We start from the raw sequence: 24293 nt of genomic DNA, 5'->3' as shown, positions 1-24293 counted from the left end.
TGCCCGGGGCTGGATGATCCAGAGTGGTGCCGGGCAAGTGCCGTTTTATGCCATTGTTGCATCTTTCAAGGCAACGACTTTAAAAATCGTTAGTCACATATGCTGCGTTTCAGCAAACTTTCCCCATCAGACCCAGTTCCTGTAACTGAGCCCAACCCTCAAACCGTACCGACTTTGGCGTCCACAGGTCAGGGCAGCCTCCGATTGCATCATAGTATGACCCAAATTGGTCGGGATCATGAAAATGCTGACGTCGGGCTTTCTCTGTTTTTGACTTACCCACCACTTCGGGTAGGAATTTGGTGTGCAGCAACACGCCTGACGGCGTATTACCACTTGGTCCGTCATAGGCTGCGTTCAGGTGCCGGGGCAGGGCTGAATGGCTCGAATTCACGTAGGTAAAGCGTCGTGACCAGCGCACCAAGGGGATTTTGTTCAGCGTTGGCGAATGCCGAGGCCGGTCGGCAAAGAACATTCTTTCACGTGCACCACCCTGCACCCAAAGATTGCCCATCGGGCTTTGCCTCTGCGCCCAGTATGGACTGGGATCGAACCAATTCAGAATTTTGGTGGGGTCCGCCTGAGGGTCATAGACCTGCGTGCCCAGCGGACCCTTGGGGTAGAGGTCCAGCATCAAGGCACCAAAGGCGGCATGGCCTTGTTGGTCCAATGCTTCAGTCAGATCGTGCAGGGGCTTGGTATCATGGTCGGAGTAGATCAGCAACTCATCCGCATCCACCATCAGGGTCCAATGGCCATGCCCATAGCGCATCTGAAGCCATGTCAGCCAGTCCAGACCAAAGCGCGCGTCGCGATAGCTGGCACCGGTTTTCCATAGCGAAACATCGGGTTGATCGAGTAGGAATTCGACCGAGCCGTCATCGCTGCCGTTATCCACGATCAGGAAATGGTCGACACCCAGCGCGCGGTAATGGTGGAAGAACCAAGGTAGCCGGGTGATTTCGTCGCGTAGCGTGGTGAAGGCGAGAACAGCGTTGGGCCTGATCTGCGCAGTTTGATCGCCGAGGCATTTCAACTGATGGCGACTGCGAAAAGACCGCCACAGCAACCGCCGTCGTTTCAGACGCAACCGGTATTTTTGCACCCAGCCAATCGACGGAAGAGTATCGGTTGCGTGATTTGTCACCTCCGGCTCACTTTTCGTAGTTGCCGTTCTGATGCCAGCGCCAGGCATCGCCGATCATGGTCTCTAACGTTGATCTTTTTGGTTCCCAGCCCAATTCTAACTCGGCGCGGGTCGAGCCCGAAACCAGCTTGGTGCAATCGCCAGCGCGGCGGGGGCCGATGGAATAGGGCACCTCGCGGTTAGTTACGGCTTTGGAATGGCCGATCACCTCCATCACCGAAAAGCCTGATCCGGTGCCAAGGTTGAAAACCCGACTGCCCTTGCCCTGTTCCAGCCAGTTCAGCCCCAGCACGTGTGCATCGACCAGATCGCAGACATGCACATAGTCGCGGATGCAGGTGCCATCGGGCGTGTCGTAGTCGGTGCCGAATACGGTCAGCCCGTCACGCTTGCCGTCGATTGCGTCCAGCATCAGCGGCACGAGATGTGTCTCGGGACGGTGGAATTCTCCCACATCGCCCTCGGGGTCGGCGCCGGCCACGTTGAAATAGCGGAAAATCACGTGGTTCAGACCATATGCGGCTTCGAAATCGCGCAAGATATCTTCGATAGCGCGTTTCGAGGCCCCGTAAGCATTCAGCGGCAGTTGCGGCGTGTCTTCGTCCAGCACGACATTGTCATGTTCACCGTAGGTAGCGCAGGTCGATGAGAACACGAAATTCAGGCAATTGGCTGCCACCGCGGCCTCGATCAGATTCAGTGATCCGGCGACGTTGTTGGTCCAGTATCTGCCGGGCTGGGACATCGCCTCACCCACTTGGCTGAGGGCGGCGAAATGCATAACGGCAGCGGGCCGGTACTTGGTGAAAACCTCATCCAGTCGCGCCCGGTCCAACAGATCGCCCTGTTCAAACGGCCCGAATTTCACCGCGTCCTGCCAACCGGTGATCAGATTGTCATAGGTCACGGGTGTATAGCCCGCCTGTGCCAGTGCCTTGCAGGCATGTGATCCGATATATCCGGCCCCGCCGGTTACAAGTATGTTGGTCATATATATTCCAGAAACCGCGTGCTGTGCATACTTACGTCGTCAGGCTTATGCAGATCAGGGAAAAACAGCTCAATCCAACCCCATCGCAGCCATCATTTCCTCAAGCTTGGGAACGTCTTGTGGATTGTTCAGCTCCCAGAATTGGCGGCCTTTGGCCTCAACTTCGACGCACAGAACCTTGCGACCATTTTCCATAAAGCGCAGCTGCTCAAGCCCTTCCAGTTGTTCCAGCGGACCAGCCGGCCAGGTGGGATAGGCGGCCAGCGCATCGGGGCGATAGGCGTAAACGCCAACATGATGGAACACCGGGGTCGCGTCGCCGCCGCCATAGGTCTGTGCAGTGAAGGGAACGACTTCTTTTGAGAAATACATGGCGCTGTGATCGGCGGCGAAAACAGCGGTGGTGCCACCAACGCGCCCGTGTTTACGGTCGTTCAGCAGGCTGTTCAGTGCATCGCCATCGCAGCGCAGCACCGGCGTGGCGACGCCGGCCTCGGGGGCGGCGCGCAGGCCTGCGATCAGGTCTTCGACAAACCAATGCGGGGTCAGCGGCGCGTCACCTTGTAGGTTCACCACAATGTCATAGTCTGCGGCTAGGTTTGCATGGGTCTCGGCACAGCGCTCGGTGCCGTTCTGGCAATCTTCCGAGGTCATCACCACCTCGGCTCCGAACCCCTCGGACACCTCGCGGATGCGGTCGTCATCGGTGGCGACGACCACCTTGTCGACGCCCGAGACAGAGCAGGCCGCGCGCCAGGAGCGTTCGATTAATGTCATCGCGATGCCATTGGCCCCGGTCAGCGGCACCAGCGGTTTGCCCGGGTAGCGGGTCGAGGCATAACGGGCGGGAATGGCGATCAGAACGGACATCAGGCCTCCTTCAGGTCAACACCCGGAGCGTAGGCGATAAAGAACGGGTTTGCATAGCCATCCTTGCCATAGGTCAGCGGCGAATGGTCATCAAAGCGCACGACTTTGCCACCAGCGCCCGCCAGCACGGCATGACCCGCGGCGGTGTCCCATTCCATCGTGCGACCCACGCGAGGATACAGATCCGCTTCACCAGTGGCGACCAGACAGAATTTCAGCGACGAGCCCGCGCTTTTGCTGTCCTTCACTTGATATTTGTTGATGTAATCCTCAGTGGCCTGATCGCGGTGCGATTTAGAAGCTACGATCAAAAGGGCTGAATTGTCCGGTTTAGACACTGAAATTGGCGCCACATCCCCGATCTGCGTCCTGTCCAACGCGCCGGTCTCTTCGACCGATTGACCGTCGGCTTGCGTATAGAACATGCGCCCCTTGGCCGGAGCGTACACGACGCCACGGGTTGGAACGCCGTTTTCGACCAATGCGATATTCACGGTGAAATCGCCGCGGCGGTTGATGAATTCCTTGGTGCCATCCAGCGGATCAACAATCAGGAAAGTGTCACCCTTTTCGGAATGCGAGGCAGCCTGCTCCTCGGTCACCAGCAGAACGTCGGGAAAAGCCGCGCGCAGACCGGCCGAGATCAGGGCATCGGCTGCTTCATCCGCTTCGGTCACTGGGCTGGCATCTGATTTGACCTTTACGTCGAAATCATCGGAATTGTAGATTTCCATGATCTTGTCACCGGCTTCCAAAGCCAGCCGCCGAATGACGGGAATAAGGGCGTCGTAGGTCACAAAAATGCTCCGTTCCTGTGAATTGTTGATCGAATAACCTGACGGCCTTATGATGTGCTGGTTACGGAACGGCAAGAATTTCGTGGCAGATTGCAGGCGAAATAACGGGAAAGACGCTTCGGGTGTATTATTACAAGCGAAACCAGTCCTTACTGGGCGGCGCGTTCACAACGGCCGAATTGATATTCCACGCGGTCGTGCGCAGCGTCAGGTCCCAGCATCACAACGCGGTTGTGGCTATAATCGTCAATATCCTGCAGGTGCTGGCCCTTGTCGCAGTGTTTTACACGATCATGTCTTTCCTTGGCCCGCGCATCGCCAGGATCCGGGGCGAATTGATTCTGTTTTTGCTGTCAGGGGTGTTTCTTTTTATCACCCATGTCAAATCCGTTAGTGCGGTGGCGGGGGTCAGCACCGGCAATAACCCGATGATGCTGCATTCACCGATGAATATGATGGTCGTTTTGTTGGCAACCGCCTTTGGGGCACTTTACACGCAGATTGTGACAGTCATTGTGATCCTGTTCCTCTACAGCGTGGCGATCGGACCGATTGAAATTCAGGAACCGGGTGGTGCCTTTGCCATGGTGATCCTAAGTTGGTTTGTCGGTTGCGCCATCGGCGTTGTGTTCATGGCTTTGAAACCATGGTTTCCCACTATCGTCACGATGCTGACCAATATTTATCGACGGCTGAACATGATATTTTCGGGGAAAATGTTCGTTGCAAATGCGCTGGGCGGCGCCACACTGGCGATGTTTGCTTGGAACCCCCTGTTTCACATCATCGACCAGTGCCGTGGATTTCTTTTCCGCAACTATTTCCCACGCAATACAAACTGGGAATATGCGCTTTGGGTGGGGTTGGTCTTGTTGCTGATTGGCCTGTTGGGGATTTTCTTTTCCCGTCAGCATGTATCCCAAAGTTGGGACGCACGGCGTTAACGAGCCACGCGTAGTGTCAGGTTGATCCGGCCGCCTTTGGGTAAAAGTTTCGAAGACCCGAAACGGACGCGGTCGATGCCGTGATAGGTCAACCGGGCGGGCCCGCCCATGATTACCACATCACCCGAGTTCAACCAGATGGATTCGGTCTTGCCGCCCCTTGTCTGGTTGCCGATGCGGAACAAGGCATCATCCCCCAACGAGATTGACAGGACCGGCCAGGAAAAATCGGCCTCGTCTTTGTCCTGATGCAGCCCCATCCGGGTCCCTTCACCATAATAGTTGATCAAACAGCAATCGGGGTCGCGGTCCGGGCTGGCAAGGTCGCGCCAGATATCAAGGATCTGATCCGGAATCGCAGGCCAGTCCATGCCTTTAGGATGCTGTGCCTGATATCTGTAACCCGTCTTGTCGGTGACCCAGCCCAATGCCCCAGCCGACGTCATACGCACCGACATTTCTTTGCCGGATGGCGTTACTGGCCGGAACAAGGGGGCCGATTTCAGAATCGGTCGCAGGCTGTCGATCAGCTGCGCCTGAGCGGTCCCATCCAGCCAGGCTTTTCTGATATCAAAACCGCGCAAAAGCAGCCGCGCCATCCAAGATTCCCCGATCCTTGCCAAAACCTTGCCAAAAAGGCCACAGATTCCCGAAAACCTGCGTTTTACAACGCTTGCAGGCCTCTGATCCCGCCCTTATATACGCCGGGACGCGCGATGGTGTAGGGCTGTTGCGCATATCAGATCGGGGCCGGGTGCCATAACGGGTTCGGACCTCGGGACATCGCCTTGAAGAGAAAGGGATTGAACATATGGGAAAAGTAATCGGGATTGACCTCGGAACCACCAACTCGTGTGTGGCCATCATGGACGGCTCGCAGCCGAAGGTCATCGAAAACGCCGAAGGGGCGCGGACCACGCCCTCGATCGTCGCCTTCACCGAAGATGAGCGACTGGTCGGTCAGCCTGCAAAACGTCAGGCGGTCACCAACCCCGACAACACGATCTTTGGCGTCAAGCGTCTGATCGGTCGTCGTGTGGATGATGCAGAAGTCGAAAAAGATAAGAAAATGGTGCCGTATGCCATCGTCGATGGCGGCAACGGTGACGCGTGGGTCGAAGCCCGTGGCGATAAGTATTCCCCAAGCCAGATCTCGGCCTTCACTCTGGGTAAGATGAAGGAAACTGCCGAGAGCTATCTGGGTGAGGAAGTCACGCAGGCGGTCATCACCGTTCCGGCATACTTCAACGATGCTCAGCGTCAGGCCACCAAAGACGCCGGTAAAATCGCCGGTCTGGAAGTGCTGCGGATCATCAACGAACCGACAGCGGCTGCTCTGGCTTATGGTCTGGACAAGGAAGAAACTCAAACCATCGCGGTTTATGACCTTGGTGGCGGTACCTTCGACGTGACCATTCTGGAAATCGACGATGGCCTGTTCGAGGTCAAGTCGACCAATGGTGACACCTTCCTAGGTGGTGAAGACTTTGACATGCGCATCGTCAACTACCTGGCGGACGAGTTCAAAAAGGAACACGGTGTCGATCTGTCTGCCGACAAGATGGCCCTGCAGCGTCTGAAAGAAGCTGCTGAAAAAGCCAAGATCGAACTGTCCTCGACTTCGCAGACCGAAATCAACCAGCCGTTCATCTCGATGGGGTCGAACGGTCAGCCGCTGCACATGGTCATGAAACTGACCCGTGCCAAGCTGGAATCGCTGGTTTCGGACCTTATCAAAAAGTCGATGAAGCCCTGTCAGGCCGCGCTGAAAGACGCAGGTCTGTCGGCTGGCGACATTGACGAGGTTGTTCTGGTCGGTGGTATGACCCGGATGCCGAAAGTGATCGAAGAGGTCACCAAGTTCTTCGGTAAAGAGCCGCACAAGGGTGTGAACCCGGACGAAGTGGTTGCCATGGGCGCCGCCATTCAGGCCGGTGTTCTGCAGGGCGACGTTAAAGACGTGGTTCTGCTGGACGTGACGCCGCTTTCGCTGGGGATTGAGACGCTGGGTGGGGTGTTCACCCGTCTGATCGACCGCAACACCACGATCCCGACCAAAAAGTCTCAGGTCTTCTCGACCGCCGAAGACAACCAGAACGCCGTAACCATCCGTGTGTTCCAGGGTGAGCGTGAAATGGCCGCGGACAACAAGATCCTGGGTCAGTTCAACCTCGAAGATATCCCGCCCGCACCGCGCGGCATGCCTCAGATCGAGGTGACTTTTGACATCGACGCCAACGGCATTGTCTCGGTTTCGGCCAAAGACAAGGGCACCGGCAAAGAGCAGAAGATCACCATCCAGGCCTCGGGCGGTCTGTCCGACGAGGACATCGACAAGATGGTCAAGGACGCTGAAGAGAACGCGGAAGCCGACAAGGAACGCCGCGAACTGGTCGACGCCAAGAACCAGGCGGAAAGCCTCATCCACTCGACCGAAAAGTCGATGGAAGAGCATGCCGACAAGGTCGATCCGACCACCATCGAAGCCATCGAGCTGGCAATTGCCGCGCTGAAGGACGAGCTGGAAACCGAAAATGCCGACAAGATCAAGTCGGGCATCCAGAACGTTACCGAAGCCGCCATGAAGCTGGGTGAAGCCATCTACAAGGCGCAAGCCGACGAAGGTGATGATGAACCTGCGGCAGCAGATGCTGCTCCGGGTGAGGATGACATTGTCGACGCCGAGTTCGAAGATCTGGACAACGACAAGCGTAACTAACGGGTAACCGGGCCAATGCGGGCCGGTCCGGTTGCCGGGCCGGCCCGATTACGTTGAGGCAGAAGGAAACACTGATGTCAAAACGCGACTACTACGATGTGCTCGGCGTGTCCAAGGGCGCATCGGCGGATGAAATCAAGAAAGGCTTTCGTACGAAGGCCAAGGAATTGCATCCCGATCGCAACAAAGACAACCCGGATGCCGAGTCGCAGTTCAAAGAGGCCAACGAGGCTTATGATGTTCTGCGCGACGCTGACAAAAAGGCTGCTTACGACCGTTTTGGCCATGCGGCCTTTGAAAACGGTATGGGTGGTGGTGGCCGTCCTGGTGGTGGCTTTGGTCAGGGTGATTTCTCCAGCGCATTCTCGGACGTGTTTGACGATCTGTTCGGCGATTTCATGGGCGGTCAGCGTGGCGGTCCCGGTGGCGGACGTCGCGCCGCGCGCGGATCGGACCTGCGCTATAACCTGCGTGTGACGCTGGAAGAGGCATTCGCAGGTCTGCAGAAAACCATCAGTGTGCCCGCCGCCGTGGCCTGTTCGGCTTGTGACGGTTCGGGCGCGGAAGGCGGCGTTGAGCCGACCACCTGTCCAACCTGTTCGGGTATGGGCAAAGTGCGGGCGCAGCAGGGTTTCTTTACTGTTGAACGCTCGTGCCCGACCTGTTCGGGGCTGGGTCAGATCATCAAGAACCCCTGTAAGGCTTGTGGTGGCGCAGGCCGCGTGGAAAAAGAACGCGCGCTGTCCGTCAACATCCCTGCCGGTGTGGAAACCGGAACCCGCATCCGTCTGGCGGGTGAGGGTGAGGCCGGCATGCGCGGTGGCCCCCCGGGTGATTTGTACATTTTTGTCGAAGTGTCGGATCACAGGCTGTTCGAACGCGACAGCGTGAACTTGTACTGCCGCGTTCCGGTCAGCATGGCCAAGGCTGCGCTGGGCGGCTCGATCGAAGTGCCGACCATCGACGGTGGCCGTGGCCGCGTGCAGATTCCGGCAGGCAGCCAGTCTGGCCGCCAAATGCGCTTGCGCGGCAAGGGCATGCCCGCCCTGCGTGGCGGTGGTGTGGGTGATATGTTCATCGAACTGGCCGTGGAAACGCCGGTCAACCTGACCAGCCGCCAGAAAGAACTGCTGCGTGAGTTCGACGATCTGGGTGAAGATAATCACCCGGAATCCAAAAGCTTTTTCTCATCCGTCAAATCCTTTTGGGATGGGATGAAGGGTTAATACCACGTTGCCAATTTGCGAAAGAGCCGATCCCCTTGGGTCGGCTTTTTCGATTCATAGGTCCAGTTTGTTCATGAACTGCACCAAAATTGGCCCTTGAATCCCCTCGCAGCCCCTGAGATTGTCGTGCCAACCGTTGGGGTGCCCTGATCAAAGGGCTGAGAGGCGTGAATGCGTTAACCCATCGAACCTGATCCGGGCAATGCCGGCGTAGGGAACGGTCTAATCACTCAGACGTTTTCCATGCTGCGTTGCCCCTAGAAGATGGAGCAACGACATGGCGCATATTGCCCTGACTATTGCGGGCTCGGACAGTGGCGGCGGGGCTGGGATTCAGGCGGATCTCAAGGCGATGTCCGCGCTGGGCGTCTATGGGGCTAGCGTGATCACAGCGGTTACAGCGCAGAACACGCGGGCCGTGACGGCAGTGCATGGGATACCGCTGAACGTGATTGCCGCCCAGATTGACGCGGTGCTGACCGATTTGAACGTGGGCGCGATCAAGATCGGTATGCTTGCGACGCCTGACATTATCCAAACTGTTGCCGAGGCCATCGCAGGGTTTAACGGCCCCGTGGTTCTGGACCCGGTGATGATTGCCAAATCCGGCGATGCCCTGCTGGCGCAAGATGCGGTGCGGACCCTGCGTGACATTCTTTTACCCTGCGCGACCCTACTGACGCCGAACCTGCCCGAGGCCGCTTGTTTGCTGGGTGTTTCGGATGCGGAAACCCCCGATCAGATGATCGCACAGGGAATAGCGCTGTGCGAATTGGGGGCGCAGTCAGTGCTGATGAAAGGCGGGCATGGGCGTGGGGATGTTTGCCGCGACCTGTTGATAGACTCTACCGGTGCTATGGCCGAATTTATCGCTCCCCGACGCGATACGCGCAACACGCATGGCACCGGTTGCACCCTGTCGTCTTCTATTGCGGCCGGGTTGGCGCAGGGGCTTGGTTTGACCGACGCGGTTGCGCAGGCGCATGACTATCTGCAAGGGTCCATTGTCCAAGCTGACACTCTAATGGTCGGGCAGGGGCACGGTCCGGTTCATCATTTCCATCGGGTCTGGTCCGCGTGACGGTCTGGTCCGTCATAGGGGCAGGTGTGGCCGGTTTGGCCGTGGCCAGCGAGCTTGCGTCGCGCGGGGAGAGGGTTGAGGTGTTCGACCCCGGTGGCCCTCCGGGTCCGCATGGGTGTTCCTGGTGGGCGGGCGGCATGCTGGCCCCGTGGTGTGAGTTTGAAAACGCCGAAGAACCGGTTTTGCGGCTGGGGCAGACGGCTTTAAACTGGTGGAGTAAGCGCACTCGGGTGGAACAACGAGGAACATTGGTTGTTTCCAATCCACGCGATCTGCCGGATCTGCGCCGGTTTGCCCGCCGAACCGAGAAGTATTTTAAGGTCGATCAAGCCGAAATTTCATATTTAGAGCCTGATCTATCCAGCTTTACCAAAGGCCTGCACTTTCCGGATGAGGGGCATTTGGACCCGCGTCAGGCACTACGTGATCTACACCGACAATTGCTGGATCAGGGGGTCACGTTCCACCGTAAGCTGGCTCCAACCCGATTAGAGAACGCAATCGACTGCCGCGGTCTGCACGCTCGTGAGGTATTGCACGACCTGCGCGGTGTGAAGGGTGAGATGCTGGTGATCCGCTGTCTGGATGTGACCCTGACCCGCCCCGTGCGTCTGCTGCACCCAAGGATGCCGCTGTACATCGTTCCGCGCGGCGACGGCGTCTACATGTTGGGCGCGACGATGATCGAAAGCGAGGACAGCAGCCGCATCACGGCCCGATCCATGCTGGAATTGCTCAGCGCTGCGTATGCGTTGAACCCCGCTTTTGGTGAGGCTGAGGTGCTCGAAATCGGCGTTGATCTGCGTCCGGCGTTCCCGGACAACCTGCCCCGTATCCGACGGCTGGGGCGCTCGATTTACGCCAACGGGCTGTATCGCCATGGCTATCTGCTGGCCCCGGCGCTGGCGCAGGGCGTGGCTGATCTGGCGCTGGAAAACAAACATTCGGAGATGGTCGATGAAGATCGTGCTTAATGGTGAACCGCGCGAGGTGTGTGCTGAAATCTTGTCGGACCTGTTGGTTGAATGTGGATTCTCGGGGCGGGTGGCGACGGCAGTGAACGAGGGTTTTGTGCCCGCAGGCCTGCGCATTGCGCACAAGTTGGCTGACGGCGACCGGGTTGAGGTCGTCGCGCCGATGCAGGGGGGCTGAGGATGAAAAGCTTTTACGGCACCCAATTGTCCAACCCGCTGATGCTGGGTACAGCGCAGTATCCCAGCCCAGCCATTCTGGAACAGGCGTTTCGTGACAGTGGCGCGGGCGTGGCCACAGTATCCCTGCGACGTGAATCCGGGGCCGGGCAGACATTCTGGCAGATGATCTGCGAGCTGGGCGTGCTCATTCTGCCAAACACTGCAGGGTGCCACACTGTCAAAGAAGCCGTGACCACGGCCCATATGGCGCGTGAGGTGTTTGACACCAAATGGATCAAGCTGGAACTGATCGGCCACACTGACAGCCTGCAACCCGATGTGTTCCAATTGGTCGAGGCCGCGCGCATTCTGACCGAGGACGGGTTTCACGTGTTCCCCTACACAACCGACGATCTGATCGTGGGTGAACGCCTGCTGGCCGCCGGGTGTGAGGTGCTGATGCCATGGGGTGCTCCCATCGGGTCAGGACGGGGGCTGAACAATGAATATGCCCTGCGTGCCATGCGCGCCGAATTCCCCGACGTGCCGCTGGTGGTGGATGCCGGGATTGGCCTGCCCAGCCACGCCGCGCAGGCAATGGAGCTGGGCTACGACGCCGTTCTGCTCAACACCGCTGTCGCACGGGCCGGGGATCCCGCCGCCATGGCTCGTGCGATGATGCTGGCGATTGAGGCCGGGCAATTGGCCGATCTGGTCGACCCGATCGAGGCGCGCGATATGGCCGAGCCTTCCACTCCGGTGATTGGAAAGGCTTTTTTATCATGATGTTAGACCGATTTTATCCAATCTTTGATCACGCGGACTGGTTGCGCAGGATGCTGCCCCTTGGTGTGAAGCTGGTGCAACTGCGGATCAAGGATCAGCCCGATGCGGTTGTGCGTGATCAGATTGCACAGTCGCGAGACCTGTGCCGGGCTCATGGCGCTGTGCTGGTGGTCAATGACTTCTGGCAGCACGCGATTGAAGCCGGTTGCGAATGGATTCATCTCGGGCAAGAGGATCTGGACGCGGCCGATCTGAATGCCATCCGCAAGGCGGGGCTGAAACTGGGCGTTTCCACCCATGATGATGATGAGCTGGAGCGCGTCCTTTCCATGGGTCCGGACTATGTGGCTCTGGGTCCGGTCTATCCGACGATTCTGAAGAAAATGAAGTGGGAACAGCAGGGTCTGCCTCGCGTCACCGAATGGAAGGCGCGGGTTGGGGATATCCCTTTGATCGGGATTGGCGGCATGAGTGTTGCGCGCGCGCCGAGCGCCCTGCAGGCGGGGGCCGACATCATTTCGGTCGTCACAGACATTACGTTGAACGCGGATCCCGAAACCCGCGTACGCGAATGGATCGAGGTCACGCGATGAGCCGCTATGCCCGCCAGATGATTCTGCCAGAGGTTGGGAGGGCAGGGCAGGCCCGCCTATCCGGTGTGAGGGCTCTGGTGGTTGGTGCAGGAGGGCTGGCCGCGCCGGTCTTGCCATTACTTGCCGGGGCTGGGGTCGGGCACCTGACCATCATGGACCCGGATGAGGTCGCGATATCGAACTTGCACCGGCAGACGTTGTTTACCGAATCCGATTGTGGGTGCGCCAAGGCTGGCGCCGCAGCAGAACGCTGTCGTGCGATGAATGGTGAAATCACGGTGGTTGCTGAAAATCAGGCCCTAACTAACAAAAATGTCCACAAACTTGTCGCGGAATCCGACATCATTCTGGACTGCGCAGACAGCTATGCCGCCAGTTACATCCTGTCGGATACCTGTTTCGTGCAACGTAAGCCCTTAATCAGTGCATCCGTTTTGGGGTTGTCTGGTTATGTTGGTGGGTTCTGTGGTGGTGCCCCGTCCTTGCGTGCGGTATTCCCGGATGCTCCGGACAGTGGCGCGAGCTGTGCCAGCGCCGGGGTGTTAGGCCCCGTTGTGGGTATGATTGGCGCGATGCAGGCGCAAATGACGCTGTGCGTGATCCTCGATATGGATCCCTCGCCGCTGGGGCAGATGGTGCAGCTTGATGCGCGGACACTGCGCAGTTCAAACTTTCGCTTCGACGGCGCGCCAGAACCGGCACAACATTTTCCGTTTCTTTCCGTCAGCCAATTGACCGCAGATGATCTGATTATCGAGTTGCGCAGCCCTTCTGAAAGTCCTGAACCTATCCATCTCAACGCGCGGCGTGGATCGGTGGATTCTTTGAAAACTGAGCCTAACAAAGGAAAGCGGTTGGCGCTTTGCTGTGCCACTGGCCGGCGCGCCTGGCGGGCAGCCGAACAAATTCAACCGGATTGGACGGGCGAGATCGTTCTCATCGCAGCGTCAACCTCCTGAATAATAGGACACGCGAAGCATGAGGAAACTGTTCACCGCCATCGCCCTGATGGCCGCAACGGCGGCCTGGGCTGCGGACAAGATGACTGTTCTGCTGGACTGGTTCGTCAACCCCAATCACGGTCCCATCATCATTGCGCAGGAAACGGCTATTCCGTGGATGAAGGGCTGGAAGTTGAAATCATCCCGCCTGCCGATGCCTCGGCCCCACCCCGCCTGTTGGCCGCCGGACAAGTTGATCTGGTCGTGTCCTATCAACCGCAGCTGCATCTGCAGAACCACGAAGGCCTGCCCCTGAAACGTGTGGGCACGCTGGTTGCCCCACCGCTGAACTGTCTGCTGATGCTTGAGGATGGTCCGATCGAAACGCTTGCCGACCTCAAGGACAAAAAAGTTGGGTTTTCGGTCGCTGGCGTGGAAGAGGCCGTGCTGTCTGCGATGCTAAACACCCATCACGTGGCGCTGGATGACATCGAGATGATCAACGTTAACTTCTCACTCTTGCCATCCCTGATGAGTGGTCAGGTGGACGCGGTCATCGGAGCGTTCCGCAATTTCGAACTGAACCAGATGGATATCGAAAGTGTTGCGGATCGCTGCTTCTATATCGAGGAGTAAGGCGATCCGCCCTATGACGAGCTGATCTATGTCGCCAATCCCAACGCGATGGATGCCGACAAGGTCGCACTGTTCTTGGCCGCCACGGATAAGGCGACGCAGTTCATGGTGAACAACCCTGAAATAAGCTGGGAAATTTTTGCCGCCACCTCAAAGGAATTGCAGGATGAACTGAACGCGCGTGCCTAGGTTGATACTCTGCCCCGTTTAGCCTTGCGTCCGGCGGGCTTTGATACAGGTCGCTACGCCCGGTTCGAGGCGTTCCTGAAGGACAGCGGCATGATCGACAGCATCAATCCGGTCAGCGACATCACCATCGACGTGACTGCGCAATGAGCGACTATGGCAGAGCCTTAGCGCTGATGCGTGATGCGGCACAGGAGCCGTGGCGGAAATACACCCGCCACGCCTTTGTCCAAGGGGTGAAGGAGGGCTCTCTGCCGCGAGAGGCATTTCTGTATTATTTTGCGGCAGGATTACGTGTTCCTGATACACTTTTCCCGTGCTTGGGCGCTGGCGGTGAATTCCGAAACCCAATCCGAGATGCTGACCGCCGTGGCCACGGTCAACGCGTTGGTGGCCGAAACCTGGTGGCAGAACCGCTGGCACATTGCTGAAAACACGGTTCTGACAGCGATCGAAGTTGTTGTGGGCCTGATCGTCGGCACGGTGTTGGGCGTGCTGACCGCGCTGCAACTGGCTAGTTCGCGGGTTGCACGGGTATTGGTGCAGCCGATGCTGGTCTTCACGCAGGCTTGCCTGACATTGCGCTTGCCCGGCTGCTGACACCGTGGCTGGGCTATGGGCCGTGGTCCAAGGTGGCGATGGCGGTGCTGATCATTTATTTTCCGATTACCGCCTCGTTTTTCGATGGCCTGATGCGCACGCCAGAGGGCTATCTGGATCTGGCGCGCACCATGCAGGCCGGTCCACGAGCGATCCTGTGTCATATCCGTATTCCGGCGGCCCTGCCCTCGCTGGCGTCTGGGATGCGTCTGGCGGCGGTCTATGCGCCCATCGGCGCGGTGATCGGTGAATGGGTCGGGCCCTCGAAAGGGTTGGGATACTTGATGTTACTGGCCAATTGCCGTGCCATGACAGACCTGATGTTCGCAGCGGTGCTGACGCTGGGCGTGTTCTTGGTGCTAGTGCGTTGCGCCGCGACACGTATGGCGGATGAGGAGCGTTAACCTTTCAGAAACCGATTCTGCGCCAGTCTGGGCGCATGACTCAGGACGCCTTTGCCGAAGCCCCGATGCTGTTTGAAAGTGACGAAGCCCCGGTGGCGCCGCTACCTTCGGGGCGATTGCCGTCTTATATCAAGGATCATCGCAAACGCCTGCGCGAAAGGTTTATGTCCGGCGGGTCCGCAGCGATGCCGGACTATGAACTGCTGGAGCTGGTCCTGTTCCGCTCCATCCCGCGGCAGGATGTGAAACCGTTGGCGCGGGCGCTGATGGATACGTTTGGGGATTTCAACCGGGTTCTGACCGCGCCCGAGGAACGGCTGCGACAGATCAAGGGCGTTGGCGATACGGTGATCACCGACCTGAAGATACTAGAGGCTTGCGCCCATCGCATGGCCCGCGCGCGAGTGATGCAGCGGCACGTGATCTCGGGCTGGGATGCGCTGCTGGACTATTGCCACACGACGATGGCGCATCGCGAGACCGAGCAGTTCCGGGTCTTCTACCTGGACCGCAAGAACGTGTTGATCGCGGATGAGGAACAGGCCAAGGGCACCGTGGATCATGTTCCGGTCTATCCGCGAGAGGTTGCAAAACGGGCGTTGGAGTTGAATGCCTCGGCCCTGATCCTTGTGCACAATCACCCTTCGGGCGATCCAACCCCGTCGCAGTCAGATATCGACATGACCAACCGGATTCAGGATGCCTGCCTGGCGCTGGGGCTGACATTGCACGATCATTTGATTATCGGCAAATCGAATGAGCTGAGCTTTCGGTCGCAGGGATATCTGTAGCGGATTACTGAACCCAGATTTCGACCCGGCGATTGATTTTACGGCCCCAGTCTGTGTCGTCGCAGGCCATCGGCATCGCCTCGCCAAAGGCATCGACCTGCAACTCGATACTGTCGGGAATAGCCGTTTCCACCGCCGCCAACACTGCATTGCGGACGGTTTTAGCGCGTAACATTGCAATTCTCTTATTCGAAATCGCGGCGCCGTCGCCATCGCTAAATCCAACAAAAACCAGCTTGCGTGCGCCCAGTGTCCCGGTCTCAAGCTGCTGGGCCAAATATTGAATGTTTGACCGCGATTGCGCATCGGGGCGGGATGAGCCCGCCTCGAACCGGACTGACAGCGACAGCCGGGACATAGGTCTGAGGGTATCGACCATACGCTGCAATTCCTCCAACCCTACTTCCGGGCCGCCGGAGGCCACCGCATTGGCCAGACGATCCCCTTGCAGTCCGATCCGCATCATTTCTGGTTCCTGGTCGACAAAACCGGCATTGCGGATTGCCATCTGAGCATCAGCGCTTTGGGTATACGCCAGAAACTGCCGCGCGATACGAGGCAAGCGGCGCTTTGGCAGGTAGAGAAACATGGGCGAGGTCAGCGGGTAATCCTCGGTTTTGATCGTCTGTCGGGTGGCCAACAACACGTGGCCACACCCGCCGGTTAGAGGCAGCGCACGGGCGACATCAGCCTCGGCCTGACTGGCAATGCCGATGGCAAAAGTGTCCTTGGCTACCGCATGGACCAGATCGCTGCTGCGGTCATGTCGGGTTACACTGTCAGACAGCACGACACTGGCCGGTGAAAGTAACTGATCCTCTACCCCTTGAGCCAGCCCGGATCCCGCAGCGGGCAGATGCAGTGCAATCGGTGCGTCCGGCCCACCCAAGGCGAACCAGTTGTCAATCGCACCGGAAAGCACCTGCGCCAAATCAGCGGGTGAGATATAGGGGACCGGATTATCCGGCGCAACGATAGGCACAAGCGCATCGAGCGCAATAACCCGTGACCGACGGGCACTGGTCAGATCACCCAGCCCGGCCCTTTCTGCGGCCTCCTGTTCGGCCGGTCGGATTTCGCGCAGGGCCATGACGATATCGGTTTGATCTGTGATCAGATCGGCAAAGCCCTGACCAGTATTGCTGATGTCGAAAAAGAACCGACCCAGCGGCGCATCGCGACCGGTCTGGTGCAGCTCATAGGTCAATGTGTCAGGATCGGAGCGGCGCGGTGTGGCAGACAGCCCTTCCTGTTCGGCAAAGCTCATCAATAGCGCTGGCAGCACCTTCTCGGCCATGACTGAAGAGCCCGAAAACCGCAATTCACCCACGAAATCTGTCAGGTTGGGGCAGGCGGGGCCATCGCAAGTTACGCCCGACCCATCCACTGTCAATTCACCGAATTGAGTGTCGACGCGGTAGAATTCGCCATCAAATCCCAGCAGCGTGCCGGTCACCTCGACCTTGCGGTCATGAGAGGTGAGCGTGATGTCCTGCGCCTGAACGGCGGTGCCAAGTGTTGCCGAAAACAGTGCAGCCGCCGCCACACGAAGAAATGTCATTGGAAGTTCGAGCCTGCCTGCGGTTTTAGTTTGCCGCGATTGTCAGGTTTTGGAACAGATTATTCAACACCAGAAACTCACCTGTTTTGGAACAGTCAGGAAAGTTCAGCATGAGTTCGCGCGACCGCAGTTCCCGATCCTCGCGCAGTTCCAGAGACTGCAATTGCAGATCCGTGCCGCAGTTTTCTGCCGTGACCTCAGCCTCGACAGTCAATTCAATCGATCCGGATTGATGCGATTGCGCCGTGGGAAAGGAATAGATTTCGATATTGCGGGCATCGGTGAATGTGGGCTGTGTCATATGAATGACATTGCCCGCACCTTGCGTGTCGGACTGAGCCGACACATGACCTGTGTCACCATAGCTGGCACCAAACTCCAGCGCGTGAATTTGCAGTTCGGTCTGACCCTGCCACTGCAGGGCGATGCGGGAATACTGGCTGATGTCCGGTATGTGTGTGGTGGCCACGGTCCCTTTCTGATCGTCAAGCGAGATCAGAAAGATCGCATATTCCGACAAGGCAGGAATTGTCAGGTCCAACGTGCCGTTGGCGTCTGTCTGCCGGGTCACGGTCAGGCCATTGTGATGTATCTCGATCCGCTCATTGCCATGGCAAGGGGCTTTGACGATCAGGCGTGCTGCAGCACCGGGAACGGAGTGCGCACGTGCACCGAGACGACAGTCGGTACGGTCCAAGGGGGTTGACCGACCGGAAGTCTGACTTTGTCGTGCCGCAGGGGTTGCGCGGACCGATCCCTGGGCGGGGGTCGAGGAGGTCAAGACAATGTCCTCCAGCCCGGGAAAATCTGCGCTTTGACCAGCGGCCGCAAGTTCAGTGCCCTGCACGTCGTTTGACCACGCAGGGAATCCATTCTGCATCAGGTAACCAATAGCCAGCGCACAAGCGACTGTGCCGCCGGTGGTTACGTAGTTCTTTATTACAAACAAGACACCCTCCCCAGTTGAAGGAGCGAGTCGCATATTGATTCCGAATCACGGCCAATATGTGGCCGTGACGGGGACTCAATGTGTCTCAAATGGGGTGACGTTAGGTCAGGCGACCGTGGCAGTGTTTGAATTTCTTGCCTGACCCACAGGGGCACCGGTCGTTGCGCGACGGGTTACCCCAAGTGCTGGGGTCATCCTCGACAAAGCCGGGCAGCGGATCGCCTGAAGCATCTGCCTCGGCCACCGCTTCGGCCTGACTGGCGGCCTGATCGACCGCTTGTTGCGACTGAGCCTGTTGCGCCTGCATCTGTGCCAGCATTTCCCGTTGCTCTTCTTCGGTCAGTGGACGCACGCGTGACAATTGCTGGGTCACGGTTTCGCGCAAGCTGTCCAACATCCCTTCGAACAGCTGGAAGCTTTCATTTTTGTATTCGTTCAGCGGATCACGCTGGGCGTAGCCGCGGAACCCAACGACCGAGCGCAGATGTTCCAGAGTCAGCAGATGCTCGCGCCATTTGCCGTCAATGGTGTTCAACAGCACCTGCTTTTCGATGTTGCGCATGTTTTCCGGGCCAAAGGCCGCCGCTTTCTGCGCCATCATCTCGTCTGCGGCGTTGATCAGGCGTTCGCGTACCTGTTCGTCATCCACGCCTTCTTCTGCGGCCCAGTCCTGTACGGGCGCGTCGATGGTCAGCTTATCCTTGACCGCTTCGTGCAGACCGTCAGTGTCCCACTGATCGGCATAGGATTTTGGCGGCATGTGCTCGTCGATCAGATCGTCGATCACCTGTTCACGCATGTCCGACACGATCTCGGACAAGTCGTCCGAAGACATGATTTCACGACGCTGACTGAACACCACTTTCCGCTGATCGTTCATCACGTCGTCGAATTTCAGAACGTTCTTGCGCATGTCAAAGTTGCGGCCTTCGACCTTGGACTGCGCGCGCTCCAGCGACTTGTTGACCCAGGGGTGCACAATCGCTTCGCCCTCTTTCATGCCCAGCGTGGTCAGAACCTTGTCCAGTCGTTCCGAGCCGAAGATGCGCATCAGATCGTCTTCAAGGCTCAGGTAAAACACGGTGCGGCCCGGATCGCCCTGTCGGCCAGAACGACCGCGCAGCTGGTTGTCGATGCGGCGGCTTTCGTGGCGCTCAGATGCCATCACGTAAAGGCCACCGGCCGCCAGAACCTTTTCCTTTTCCTCGGCATGGCGGGCTTCTTCTGCGGCACGCAGCTGGGCCGGGTCGGCCTCGGGGTTCTCGGCCATCGCCTGCAGAACTTTCATTTCCACATTGCCGCCCAGCTGAATGTCGGTGCCGCGACCCGCCATGTTGGTGGCAATAGTCACTGCGCCCAGACGGCCGGCATCGGCGACGATCTGCGCCTCTTGCTCGTGCTGGCGGGCGTTCAGAACGTTGTGCTCGATGCCTTCCTTTTGCAGCATATGGCTGAGCAGTTCGGACTTTTCGATGGACGTCGTGCCCAGCAGGACCGGCTGGCCCTTTTCCCGTGCTTCCTTGGTCTGATCAATCATCGCGCCATATTTCTCACCAGCGGTGCGAAAGACCTGATCGTCTTCGTCCAAACGGGCAATCGGCTTGTTGGTCGGAACCTCAACCACGCCCAGACCATAGATTTCGGCGAATTCCTCGGCCTCGGTCAGGGCGGTGCCGGTCATGCCGCCCAGCTTGTCGTACAGGCGGAAATAGTTCTGGAAGGTTACGCTGGCCAACGTGACATTTTCTGGCTGAATCTGCACGCCTTCCTTGGCTTCGATGGCCTGATGCAGACCTTCGGACAGGCGGCGGCCCGGCATCATCCGGCCGGTGAATTCGTCGATCAGGACAACATCGCCGTCACGGACGATGTAATCCTTGTCGCGCGTGAACAGCTTATGCGCGCGTAAGCCCTGGTTGACGTGGTGCACAACCGTGGTGCTTTCGGGATCGTACAGAGAATGCCCTTCGGGGATCAGGCCCGCGGCGATCAGCTGCTGTTCCAGAAACTCGTTGCCTTCATCGGTAAAGGTCACGTTGCGGGACTTTTCGTCCAGCGAATAGTGATCGTCTTGCAAAGACGGAATCAGCCCATCAATGGCGGTATACAGATCCGAGCGGTCCTGCGACGGCCCCGAAATGATCAGCGGCGTCCGCGCCTCGTCGATCAGGATCGAGTCCACTTCGTCCACAATCGCGAAATTGTGGTATTTCTGGTAAATCTGGTCCAGTTCCGCCTTCATATTGTCGCGCAGATAATCGAAACCCAGCTCATTATTGGTGGCATAGGTCACGTCGCAGGCATAGGCCGCTTTCTTCTCGGCGTCAGGCTGGCCCGACCAGATCACGCCGGTGGTCATGCCCACTGCGGCAAATACCTTGCCCATCCATTCCGAGTCACGCTTGGCCAGGTATTCGTTCACCGTGACCACATGGACCCCTTTGCCGGTCAGCGCATTCAGATAGGCCGGGAAGGTGGCGACCAAAGTCTTACCCTCACCCGTCTTCATTTCCGAGATATTGCCCTGATGCAGGAAGGCACCACCCATCAGCTGCACGTCAAAGGCGCGAAGGCCCAGTGCCCGTTTTGCACCTTCGCGTACGTTCGCGAACGCTTCAGGCAGCAGGCTATCCAGGCTTTCACCGTCCAGCGCACGTTTGCGCAGCTCGGCGGTTTTTTCGATCAGGCCGTCATCGGACAGTTTCTCGAACTCGGGTTCCAGCGCGTTGATCTGTTCGACCAGCGGGCGGGTCGCCTTGATCTTGCGGTCGTTCGGTGTTCCGAACACCTTTTTGGCGAGCGTTCCGAGTCCCAGCATGTTCACTCCAGCGGATCTGTTCTTGTCTTGGTTTTGACAGGCTTGCCCACCTTGCGCGCAACCCATAGATACGGGGGGAGAAAGGCGGCCCTGTCCAAGGCTTCAAAGCGATGTAAGCGGCAGGTCCCAGAGTGTCAACGCCACGCCCCGTCGCGGCCAAGAAATAGGATGATTCCATGCCCAAAGGCCTCACTTTTCTGCCATCGTTGGCGTTAGCTGCCGCGATGGCCCTGCCATTGGCCGCCGAAACCAAACCTGACGCCGCCACCGTGGTCGCCCGCGTGAACGGGGACGAGATCACATTGGGTCACGTCATCGCCACCGCAGCGGCTCTGCCTGAGCAATATCAGCAGATCGAAGATACCGTTCTGTACGATCTGATCCTCGATCAGATGATTCAGCAACAATTGCTTAGCCAACAACAGGACGGGCTGAACACATTGAACAAGCTGGCCCTGGAAAACGAGGAACGTTCATTGCGGGCGGTGCAGACGGTAAATGCGCTGATCGAAGAAAATCTGACCGACGACGTGATACAAGACGCGTATGATGGCCAATACGCGGATTTCGAGGGCACGGACGAATTCAACGCCAGCCATATTCTGGTTGAGACGGAAGAGCAGGCCAAGGATATCAAGGCTCAGCTGGACGACGGCGCCGATTTCGCCGAGATGGCCAAAGAACATTCGACTGGCCCGTCAGGCCCGAACGGGGGTGAACTGGGTTGGTTCGGACCGGGCCAGATGGTTCCGGAGTTCGAGGCGGCTGTGATCGCGCTGGACAAGGGTCAGATCTCCGAGCCGGTGCAAACCCAGTTCGGCTGGCATCTGGTCACCCTGAACGACAAGCGCAAAACCGAAGCACCGGAACTGGAACAAGTGCGCGCCGAGCTGACCCAAACCTTGCAGCAAGGTGTTATTCAGGCGCGGATCGACGACCTGACCCGCGAGGCCGACATTGAGCGCCCCGCTGCTGAGGGTGCAGGCCCCGAAGCACTGCGTCAGATCGAACTGATTCAGGAGTAACCCCCGTGGCCACGATCACCAAGGTTTCTCCGCTGGCCCCGGCGGCCTTTCCCGATCTGCCTGCGATTGACGGTGTGCGGTTTGCCACTGTCGAGGCCGGTGTGCGCTATCAGGGCCGTACTGATGTGATGTTGGCGGTGTTGGACCCCGGCACTTCGGTGGCCGGGGTGTTCACCCGGTCGGCCACACGCGCTGCCCCGGTTTTGGACTGTCAGGACAAGATCGGCGGCGCCAGCGACGGGCCAGCAGCGATCCTGGTGAATTCCGGCAATGCCAATGCCTTTACTGGCCACTACGGTCAGACCTCGGTGGCCGAGGTGACGCAGGCCGTTTCCAACGCAACCGGCGTTCCGGTTGCGCGGGTTTTTACCTCGTCCACTGGTGTGATCGGTGAACTGTTGCCCCATGACCGTATCGTGGCACAGCTTGAGGCCCTGAAAGCGGGCCTCAGCCGTCACGCGGTAGAAGACGCGGCGCGCGCCATCATGACCACGGACACATTCCCGAAAGGGGCCAGCGCGCAGGTCGAGATTGATGGAAAAACAGTCTCTATTGCGGGTATTGCCAAGGGATCGGGCATGATTGCGCCCGACATGGCGACGATGCTGGTTTACATCTACACCGACGCGCAGGTTGAGCAATCGGCGCTGCAGGCGCTGCTGGGCGCGCAGACGGACCGGACGTTTAACTGCATCACGGTGGACAGCGATACCTCGACCTCGGACTCGCTATTGCTGTGTGCGACCGGGGCGTCGGGTGTGGATACCACCGGCAATGCTACCTTTGCCGCCGCGCTGGAAGGGGTGATGCTGGATCTGGCGCAGCAAGTGGTGCGCGACGGTGAGGGGGCCACGAAATTCGTGGAAATCCGAGTGACCGGGGCGGCCTCGGACGCAGATGCCAAGGTGCACGGGCTGGCAATCGCAAACTCTCCGTTGGTGAAAACCGCCATCGCGGGCGAGGACCCGAACTGGGGGCGCGTGGTCATGGCCATCGGCAAATCCGGTGCCGCGGCGGATCGTGACCTGCTGAGCATTTCTTTTGGTGACATTCTGGTGGCCGAGAAAGGCTGGGTCAGCCCCGATTACAGCGAAGATGCCGCCGCTGCCTATATGAAAGGTCAGGATCTGGTGATCTCGGTCGATCTGGGGCTGGGCGAGGGTAAATCCACCGTATGGACCTGCGACCTGACCCACGGATATATTGAGATCAACGCGGATTATCGCTCGTGAAAACGGTTCTGGTTTCCGCGGTCGCCCTGATCGATATCGAGGGCCGCGTGCTGCTGGCTCAGCGCCCGGAAGGCAAATCCATGGCAGGTCTTTGGGAATTCCCCGGCGGCAAGATCGAACCCGGCGAAACCCCCGAGGCCGCCCTGATCCGCGAATTGCACGAGGAACTGGGCATCGACACCTGGGCCTCGTGCCTCGCGCCCTTGACCTTCGCCAGCCACAGCTATGAGGATTTTCATCTTCTCATGCCGCTCTTTGCCTGCCGAAAATGGGAGGGAATCCCACAGTCCAAGGAAGGGCAGGCCCTGAAGTGGGTCCGGGCGAAAGATCTGCGGAGCTATCCCATGCCTGCGGCGGATGTGCCATTGATCCCGGTTTTGCGGGATTGGTTATAGAAAAAAGAGCATTCATTTGGCTGGGCTGTCTAAACCACAGTTACATGGGGCAATGTTACTGGCGCGGAACACGCTGAAGCGACAGACAAATTCAGGGTTCTAACCCTCAACTAGATCATAGTGTTTGATCGAGCGCGACTCGACCAGTTCGGCCTCCATCGGGTCAATATGGGGGCTGGAAATGTCGTCACCAACGAACGCCTTGAGCGCTTCAAGACTTTCCCAAACCATAACGAAACTGAACTCTCTGGGCGTATCCAAACGCGGGGCACCCGGTATGACCTGAACAATCCCCCTGGTTCCTTTCATGAGAGGGATCGCCGTTTCGTGAAAGAACTTACCAAACTCTTCTTCTTTGCCGGGTCGCGTCACGACCTGAAATATTCGAATAATCATGCGAACAACCTTTCTATCGGCGTTGTTGCACGGATCGCCCATGCGCTGATATCGAGGCGGTCCGTTCCTTTC

22 protein-coding genes, 2 pseudogenes and 1 riboswitch are annotated in these 24293 nt (G+C 58.4%); of the genes and pseudogenes, 15 read left to right on the top strand and 9 right to left on the bottom strand.

From position 1 onward, the window contains the following. Window positions 1-109 precede the first annotated feature (109 nt). The 4 genes from RUE5091_RS17855 to cysQ all read right to left on the bottom strand — a co-directional run bounded on the left by RUE5091_RS17855 (window position 110) and on the right by cysQ (window position 3805). Window positions 110-1147, bottom strand: coding sequence for a glycosyltransferase family 2 protein (locus RUE5091_RS17855; protein ID WP_058283308.1), 1038 nt, complete (start codon window positions 1145-1147; stop codon window positions 110-112). Between the two features lie 7 nt (window positions 1148-1154). After that, the gene (gene galE, locus RUE5091_RS17850; RefSeq protein WP_058283307.1) at window positions 1155-2138 is read right to left on the bottom strand and encodes a UDP-glucose 4-epimerase GalE; all 984 of its coding nucleotides are present in this window, start codon (window positions 2136-2138) and stop codon (window positions 1155-1157) included. Between the two features lie 69 nt (window positions 2139-2207). Then, window positions 2208-3008 carry a 3-deoxy-manno-octulosonate cytidylyltransferase gene (locus RUE5091_RS17845; protein WP_058283306.1) on the bottom strand — a complete coding sequence of 267 codons (801 nt, stop codon included), beginning with the start codon at window positions 3006-3008 and terminating at the stop codon, window positions 2208-2210. Continuing rightward, entirely contained in the window at window positions 3008-3805 is a 798-nt protein-coding gene (cysQ, locus tag RUE5091_RS17840; protein WP_058283401.1) for a 3'(2'),5'-bisphosphate nucleotidase CysQ, read from the bottom strand. Before cysQ ends, RUE5091_RS17845 begins: the two co-directional genes overlap by 1 nt. A gap of 122 nt (window positions 3806-3927) precedes the next feature. On the opposite strand from cysQ, the gene RUE5091_RS17835 reads away from it, so the two are divergent. Further along, the gene (locus tag RUE5091_RS17835) at window positions 3928-4749 is read left to right on the top strand and encodes an ABC transporter permease (RefSeq protein ID WP_058283305.1); all 822 of its coding nucleotides are present in this window, start codon (window positions 3928-3930) and stop codon (window positions 4747-4749) included. Here RUE5091_RS17835 and RUE5091_RS17830 read toward each other — a convergent pair. Continuing rightward, window positions 4746-5348 carry an alpha-ketoglutarate-dependent dioxygenase AlkB family protein gene (locus RUE5091_RS17830; protein WP_058283304.1) on the bottom strand — a complete coding sequence of 201 codons (603 nt, stop codon included), beginning with the start codon at window positions 5346-5348 and terminating at the stop codon, window positions 4746-4748. The genes RUE5091_RS17835 and RUE5091_RS17830 overlap by 4 nt on opposite strands. 212 nt (window positions 5349-5560) lie before the next feature. Between RUE5091_RS17830 and dnaK the strand changes: the two genes are divergently transcribed. The 11 genes and pseudogenes from dnaK (at window position 5561) to radC (ending at window position 15845) form a co-directional block, all read left to right on the top strand. Beyond that, window positions 5561-7468, top strand: a complete 1908-nt coding sequence (gene dnaK / locus RUE5091_RS17825) for a molecular chaperone DnaK (RefSeq protein WP_058283303.1) — start codon at window positions 5561-5563, stop codon at window positions 7466-7468. Window positions 7469-7542: 74 nt separating this feature from the next. Further along, complete coding sequence (gene dnaJ / locus RUE5091_RS17820) at window positions 7543-8694, top strand: molecular chaperone DnaJ (RefSeq protein ID WP_058283400.1); 1152 nt, start codon at window positions 7543-7545, stop codon at window positions 8692-8694. Between the two features lie 127 nt (window positions 8695-8821). Further along, window positions 8822-8928: riboswitch (TPP riboswitch) on the top strand. Window positions 8929-8971: 43 nt separating this feature from the next. Next, window positions 8972-9775: a bifunctional hydroxymethylpyrimidine kinase/phosphomethylpyrimidine kinase gene (gene thiD, locus RUE5091_RS17815; RefSeq protein ID WP_058283302.1), complete on the top strand. Its 804-nt coding sequence runs from the start codon at window positions 8972-8974 to the stop codon at window positions 9773-9775. Further along, window positions 9772-10749, top strand: coding sequence for an FAD-dependent oxidoreductase (locus tag RUE5091_RS17810; protein ID WP_058283301.1), 978 nt, complete (start codon window positions 9772-9774; stop codon window positions 10747-10749). The genes thiD and RUE5091_RS17810 overlap by 4 nt, the downstream gene beginning before the upstream one ends. Continuing rightward, the gene (gene thiS / locus RUE5091_RS17805) at window positions 10733-10927 is read left to right on the top strand and encodes a sulfur carrier protein ThiS (protein WP_058283300.1); all 195 of its coding nucleotides are present in this window, start codon (window positions 10733-10735) and stop codon (window positions 10925-10927) included. The genes RUE5091_RS17810 and thiS overlap by 17 nt, the downstream gene beginning before the upstream one ends. Before the next feature lie 2 nt (window positions 10928-10929). Further along, window positions 10930-11694 (top strand): thiazole synthase, encoded by a 765-nt coding sequence (locus RUE5091_RS17800; protein WP_058283299.1) that lies wholly within the window; start codon window positions 10930-10932, stop codon window positions 11692-11694. Next, complete coding sequence (locus RUE5091_RS17795) at window positions 11691-12287, top strand: thiamine phosphate synthase (protein WP_058283298.1); 597 nt, start codon at window positions 11691-11693, stop codon at window positions 12285-12287. Before RUE5091_RS17800 ends, RUE5091_RS17795 begins: the two co-directional genes overlap by 4 nt. Next, the gene (locus RUE5091_RS17790; RefSeq protein ID WP_058283297.1) at window positions 12284-13246 is read left to right on the top strand and encodes a HesA/MoeB/ThiF family protein; all 963 of its coding nucleotides are present in this window, start codon (window positions 12284-12286) and stop codon (window positions 13244-13246) included. The genes RUE5091_RS17795 and RUE5091_RS17790 overlap by 4 nt, the downstream gene beginning before the upstream one ends. A 19-nt stretch (window positions 13247-13265) precedes the next feature. Continuing rightward, window positions 13266-14200: pseudogene (locus tag RUE5091_RS17785) on the top strand (ABC transporter substrate-binding protein). Then, window positions 14197-15051 (top strand): annotated as a pseudogene (locus tag RUE5091_RS17780) (thiaminase II/PqqC family protein); the annotation flags it as partial. The pseudogenes RUE5091_RS17785 and RUE5091_RS17780, both read left to right, overlap by 4 nt. A gap of 38 nt (window positions 15052-15089) precedes the next feature. Further along, window positions 15090-15845 carry a RadC family protein gene (radC, locus tag RUE5091_RS17775; protein ID WP_058283296.1) on the top strand — a complete coding sequence of 252 codons (756 nt, stop codon included), beginning with the start codon at window positions 15090-15092 and terminating at the stop codon, window positions 15843-15845. Window positions 15846-15849: 4 nt separating this feature from the next. On the opposite strand, the gene RUE5091_RS17770 is transcribed toward radC, so the two are convergent. The 3 genes from RUE5091_RS17770 to secA all read right to left on the bottom strand — a co-directional run bounded on the left by RUE5091_RS17770 (window position 15850) and on the right by secA (window position 21173). Then, window positions 15850-17406: a phosphate ABC transporter substrate-binding/OmpA family protein gene (locus RUE5091_RS17770; protein WP_058283295.1), complete on the bottom strand. Its 1557-nt coding sequence runs from the start codon at window positions 17404-17406 to the stop codon at window positions 15850-15852. 25 nt (window positions 17407-17431) lie between these two features. After that, entirely contained in the window at window positions 17432-18355 is a 924-nt protein-coding gene (locus tag RUE5091_RS17765; RefSeq protein ID WP_058283399.1) for a hypothetical protein, read from the bottom strand. A 100-nt stretch (window positions 18356-18455) separates the two neighbouring features. Beyond that, window positions 18456-21173 carry a preprotein translocase subunit SecA gene (gene secA / locus RUE5091_RS17760; RefSeq protein ID WP_058283398.1) on the bottom strand — a complete coding sequence of 906 codons (2718 nt, stop codon included), beginning with the start codon at window positions 21171-21173 and terminating at the stop codon, window positions 18456-18458. A 176-nt stretch (window positions 21174-21349) separates the two neighbouring features. Here secA and RUE5091_RS17755 point away from each other — a divergent pair, with 176 nt between their 5' ends. The 3 genes from RUE5091_RS17755 to mutT are packed head-to-tail and all read left to right on the top strand — an operon-like array spanning window position 21350 to window position 23825. After that, entirely contained in the window at window positions 21350-22198 is an 849-nt protein-coding gene (locus RUE5091_RS17755) for a peptidylprolyl isomerase (protein ID WP_058283294.1), read from the top strand. A gap of 5 nt (window positions 22199-22203) precedes the next feature. Continuing rightward, complete coding sequence (argJ, locus tag RUE5091_RS17750) at window positions 22204-23430, top strand: bifunctional glutamate N-acetyltransferase/amino-acid acetyltransferase ArgJ (protein ID WP_058283293.1); 1227 nt, start codon at window positions 22204-22206, stop codon at window positions 23428-23430. Continuing rightward, entirely contained in the window at window positions 23427-23825 is a 399-nt protein-coding gene (gene mutT, locus RUE5091_RS17745) for an 8-oxo-dGTP diphosphatase MutT (RefSeq protein WP_058283292.1), read from the top strand. Before argJ ends, mutT begins: the two co-directional genes overlap by 4 nt. Before the next feature lie 99 nt (window positions 23826-23924). Here the strand turns inward: mutT and RUE5091_RS17740 are convergent, their stop codons facing one another. Next, window positions 23925-24221 (bottom strand): antibiotic biosynthesis monooxygenase family protein, encoded by a 297-nt coding sequence (locus RUE5091_RS17740; protein WP_058283397.1) that lies wholly within the window; start codon window positions 24219-24221, stop codon window positions 23925-23927. Between the last annotated feature and the right edge of the window lie 72 nt (window positions 24222-24293).

The organism is Ruegeria denitrificans, assembly GCF_001458295.1.
Taxonomy (GTDB): Bacteria; Pseudomonadota; Alphaproteobacteria; order Rhodobacterales; family Rhodobacteraceae; genus Ruegeria; species Ruegeria denitrificans.
Note: the sequence above shows the minus strand (reverse complement) of the source record. Positions and strands in the feature narration are given on the sequence as shown.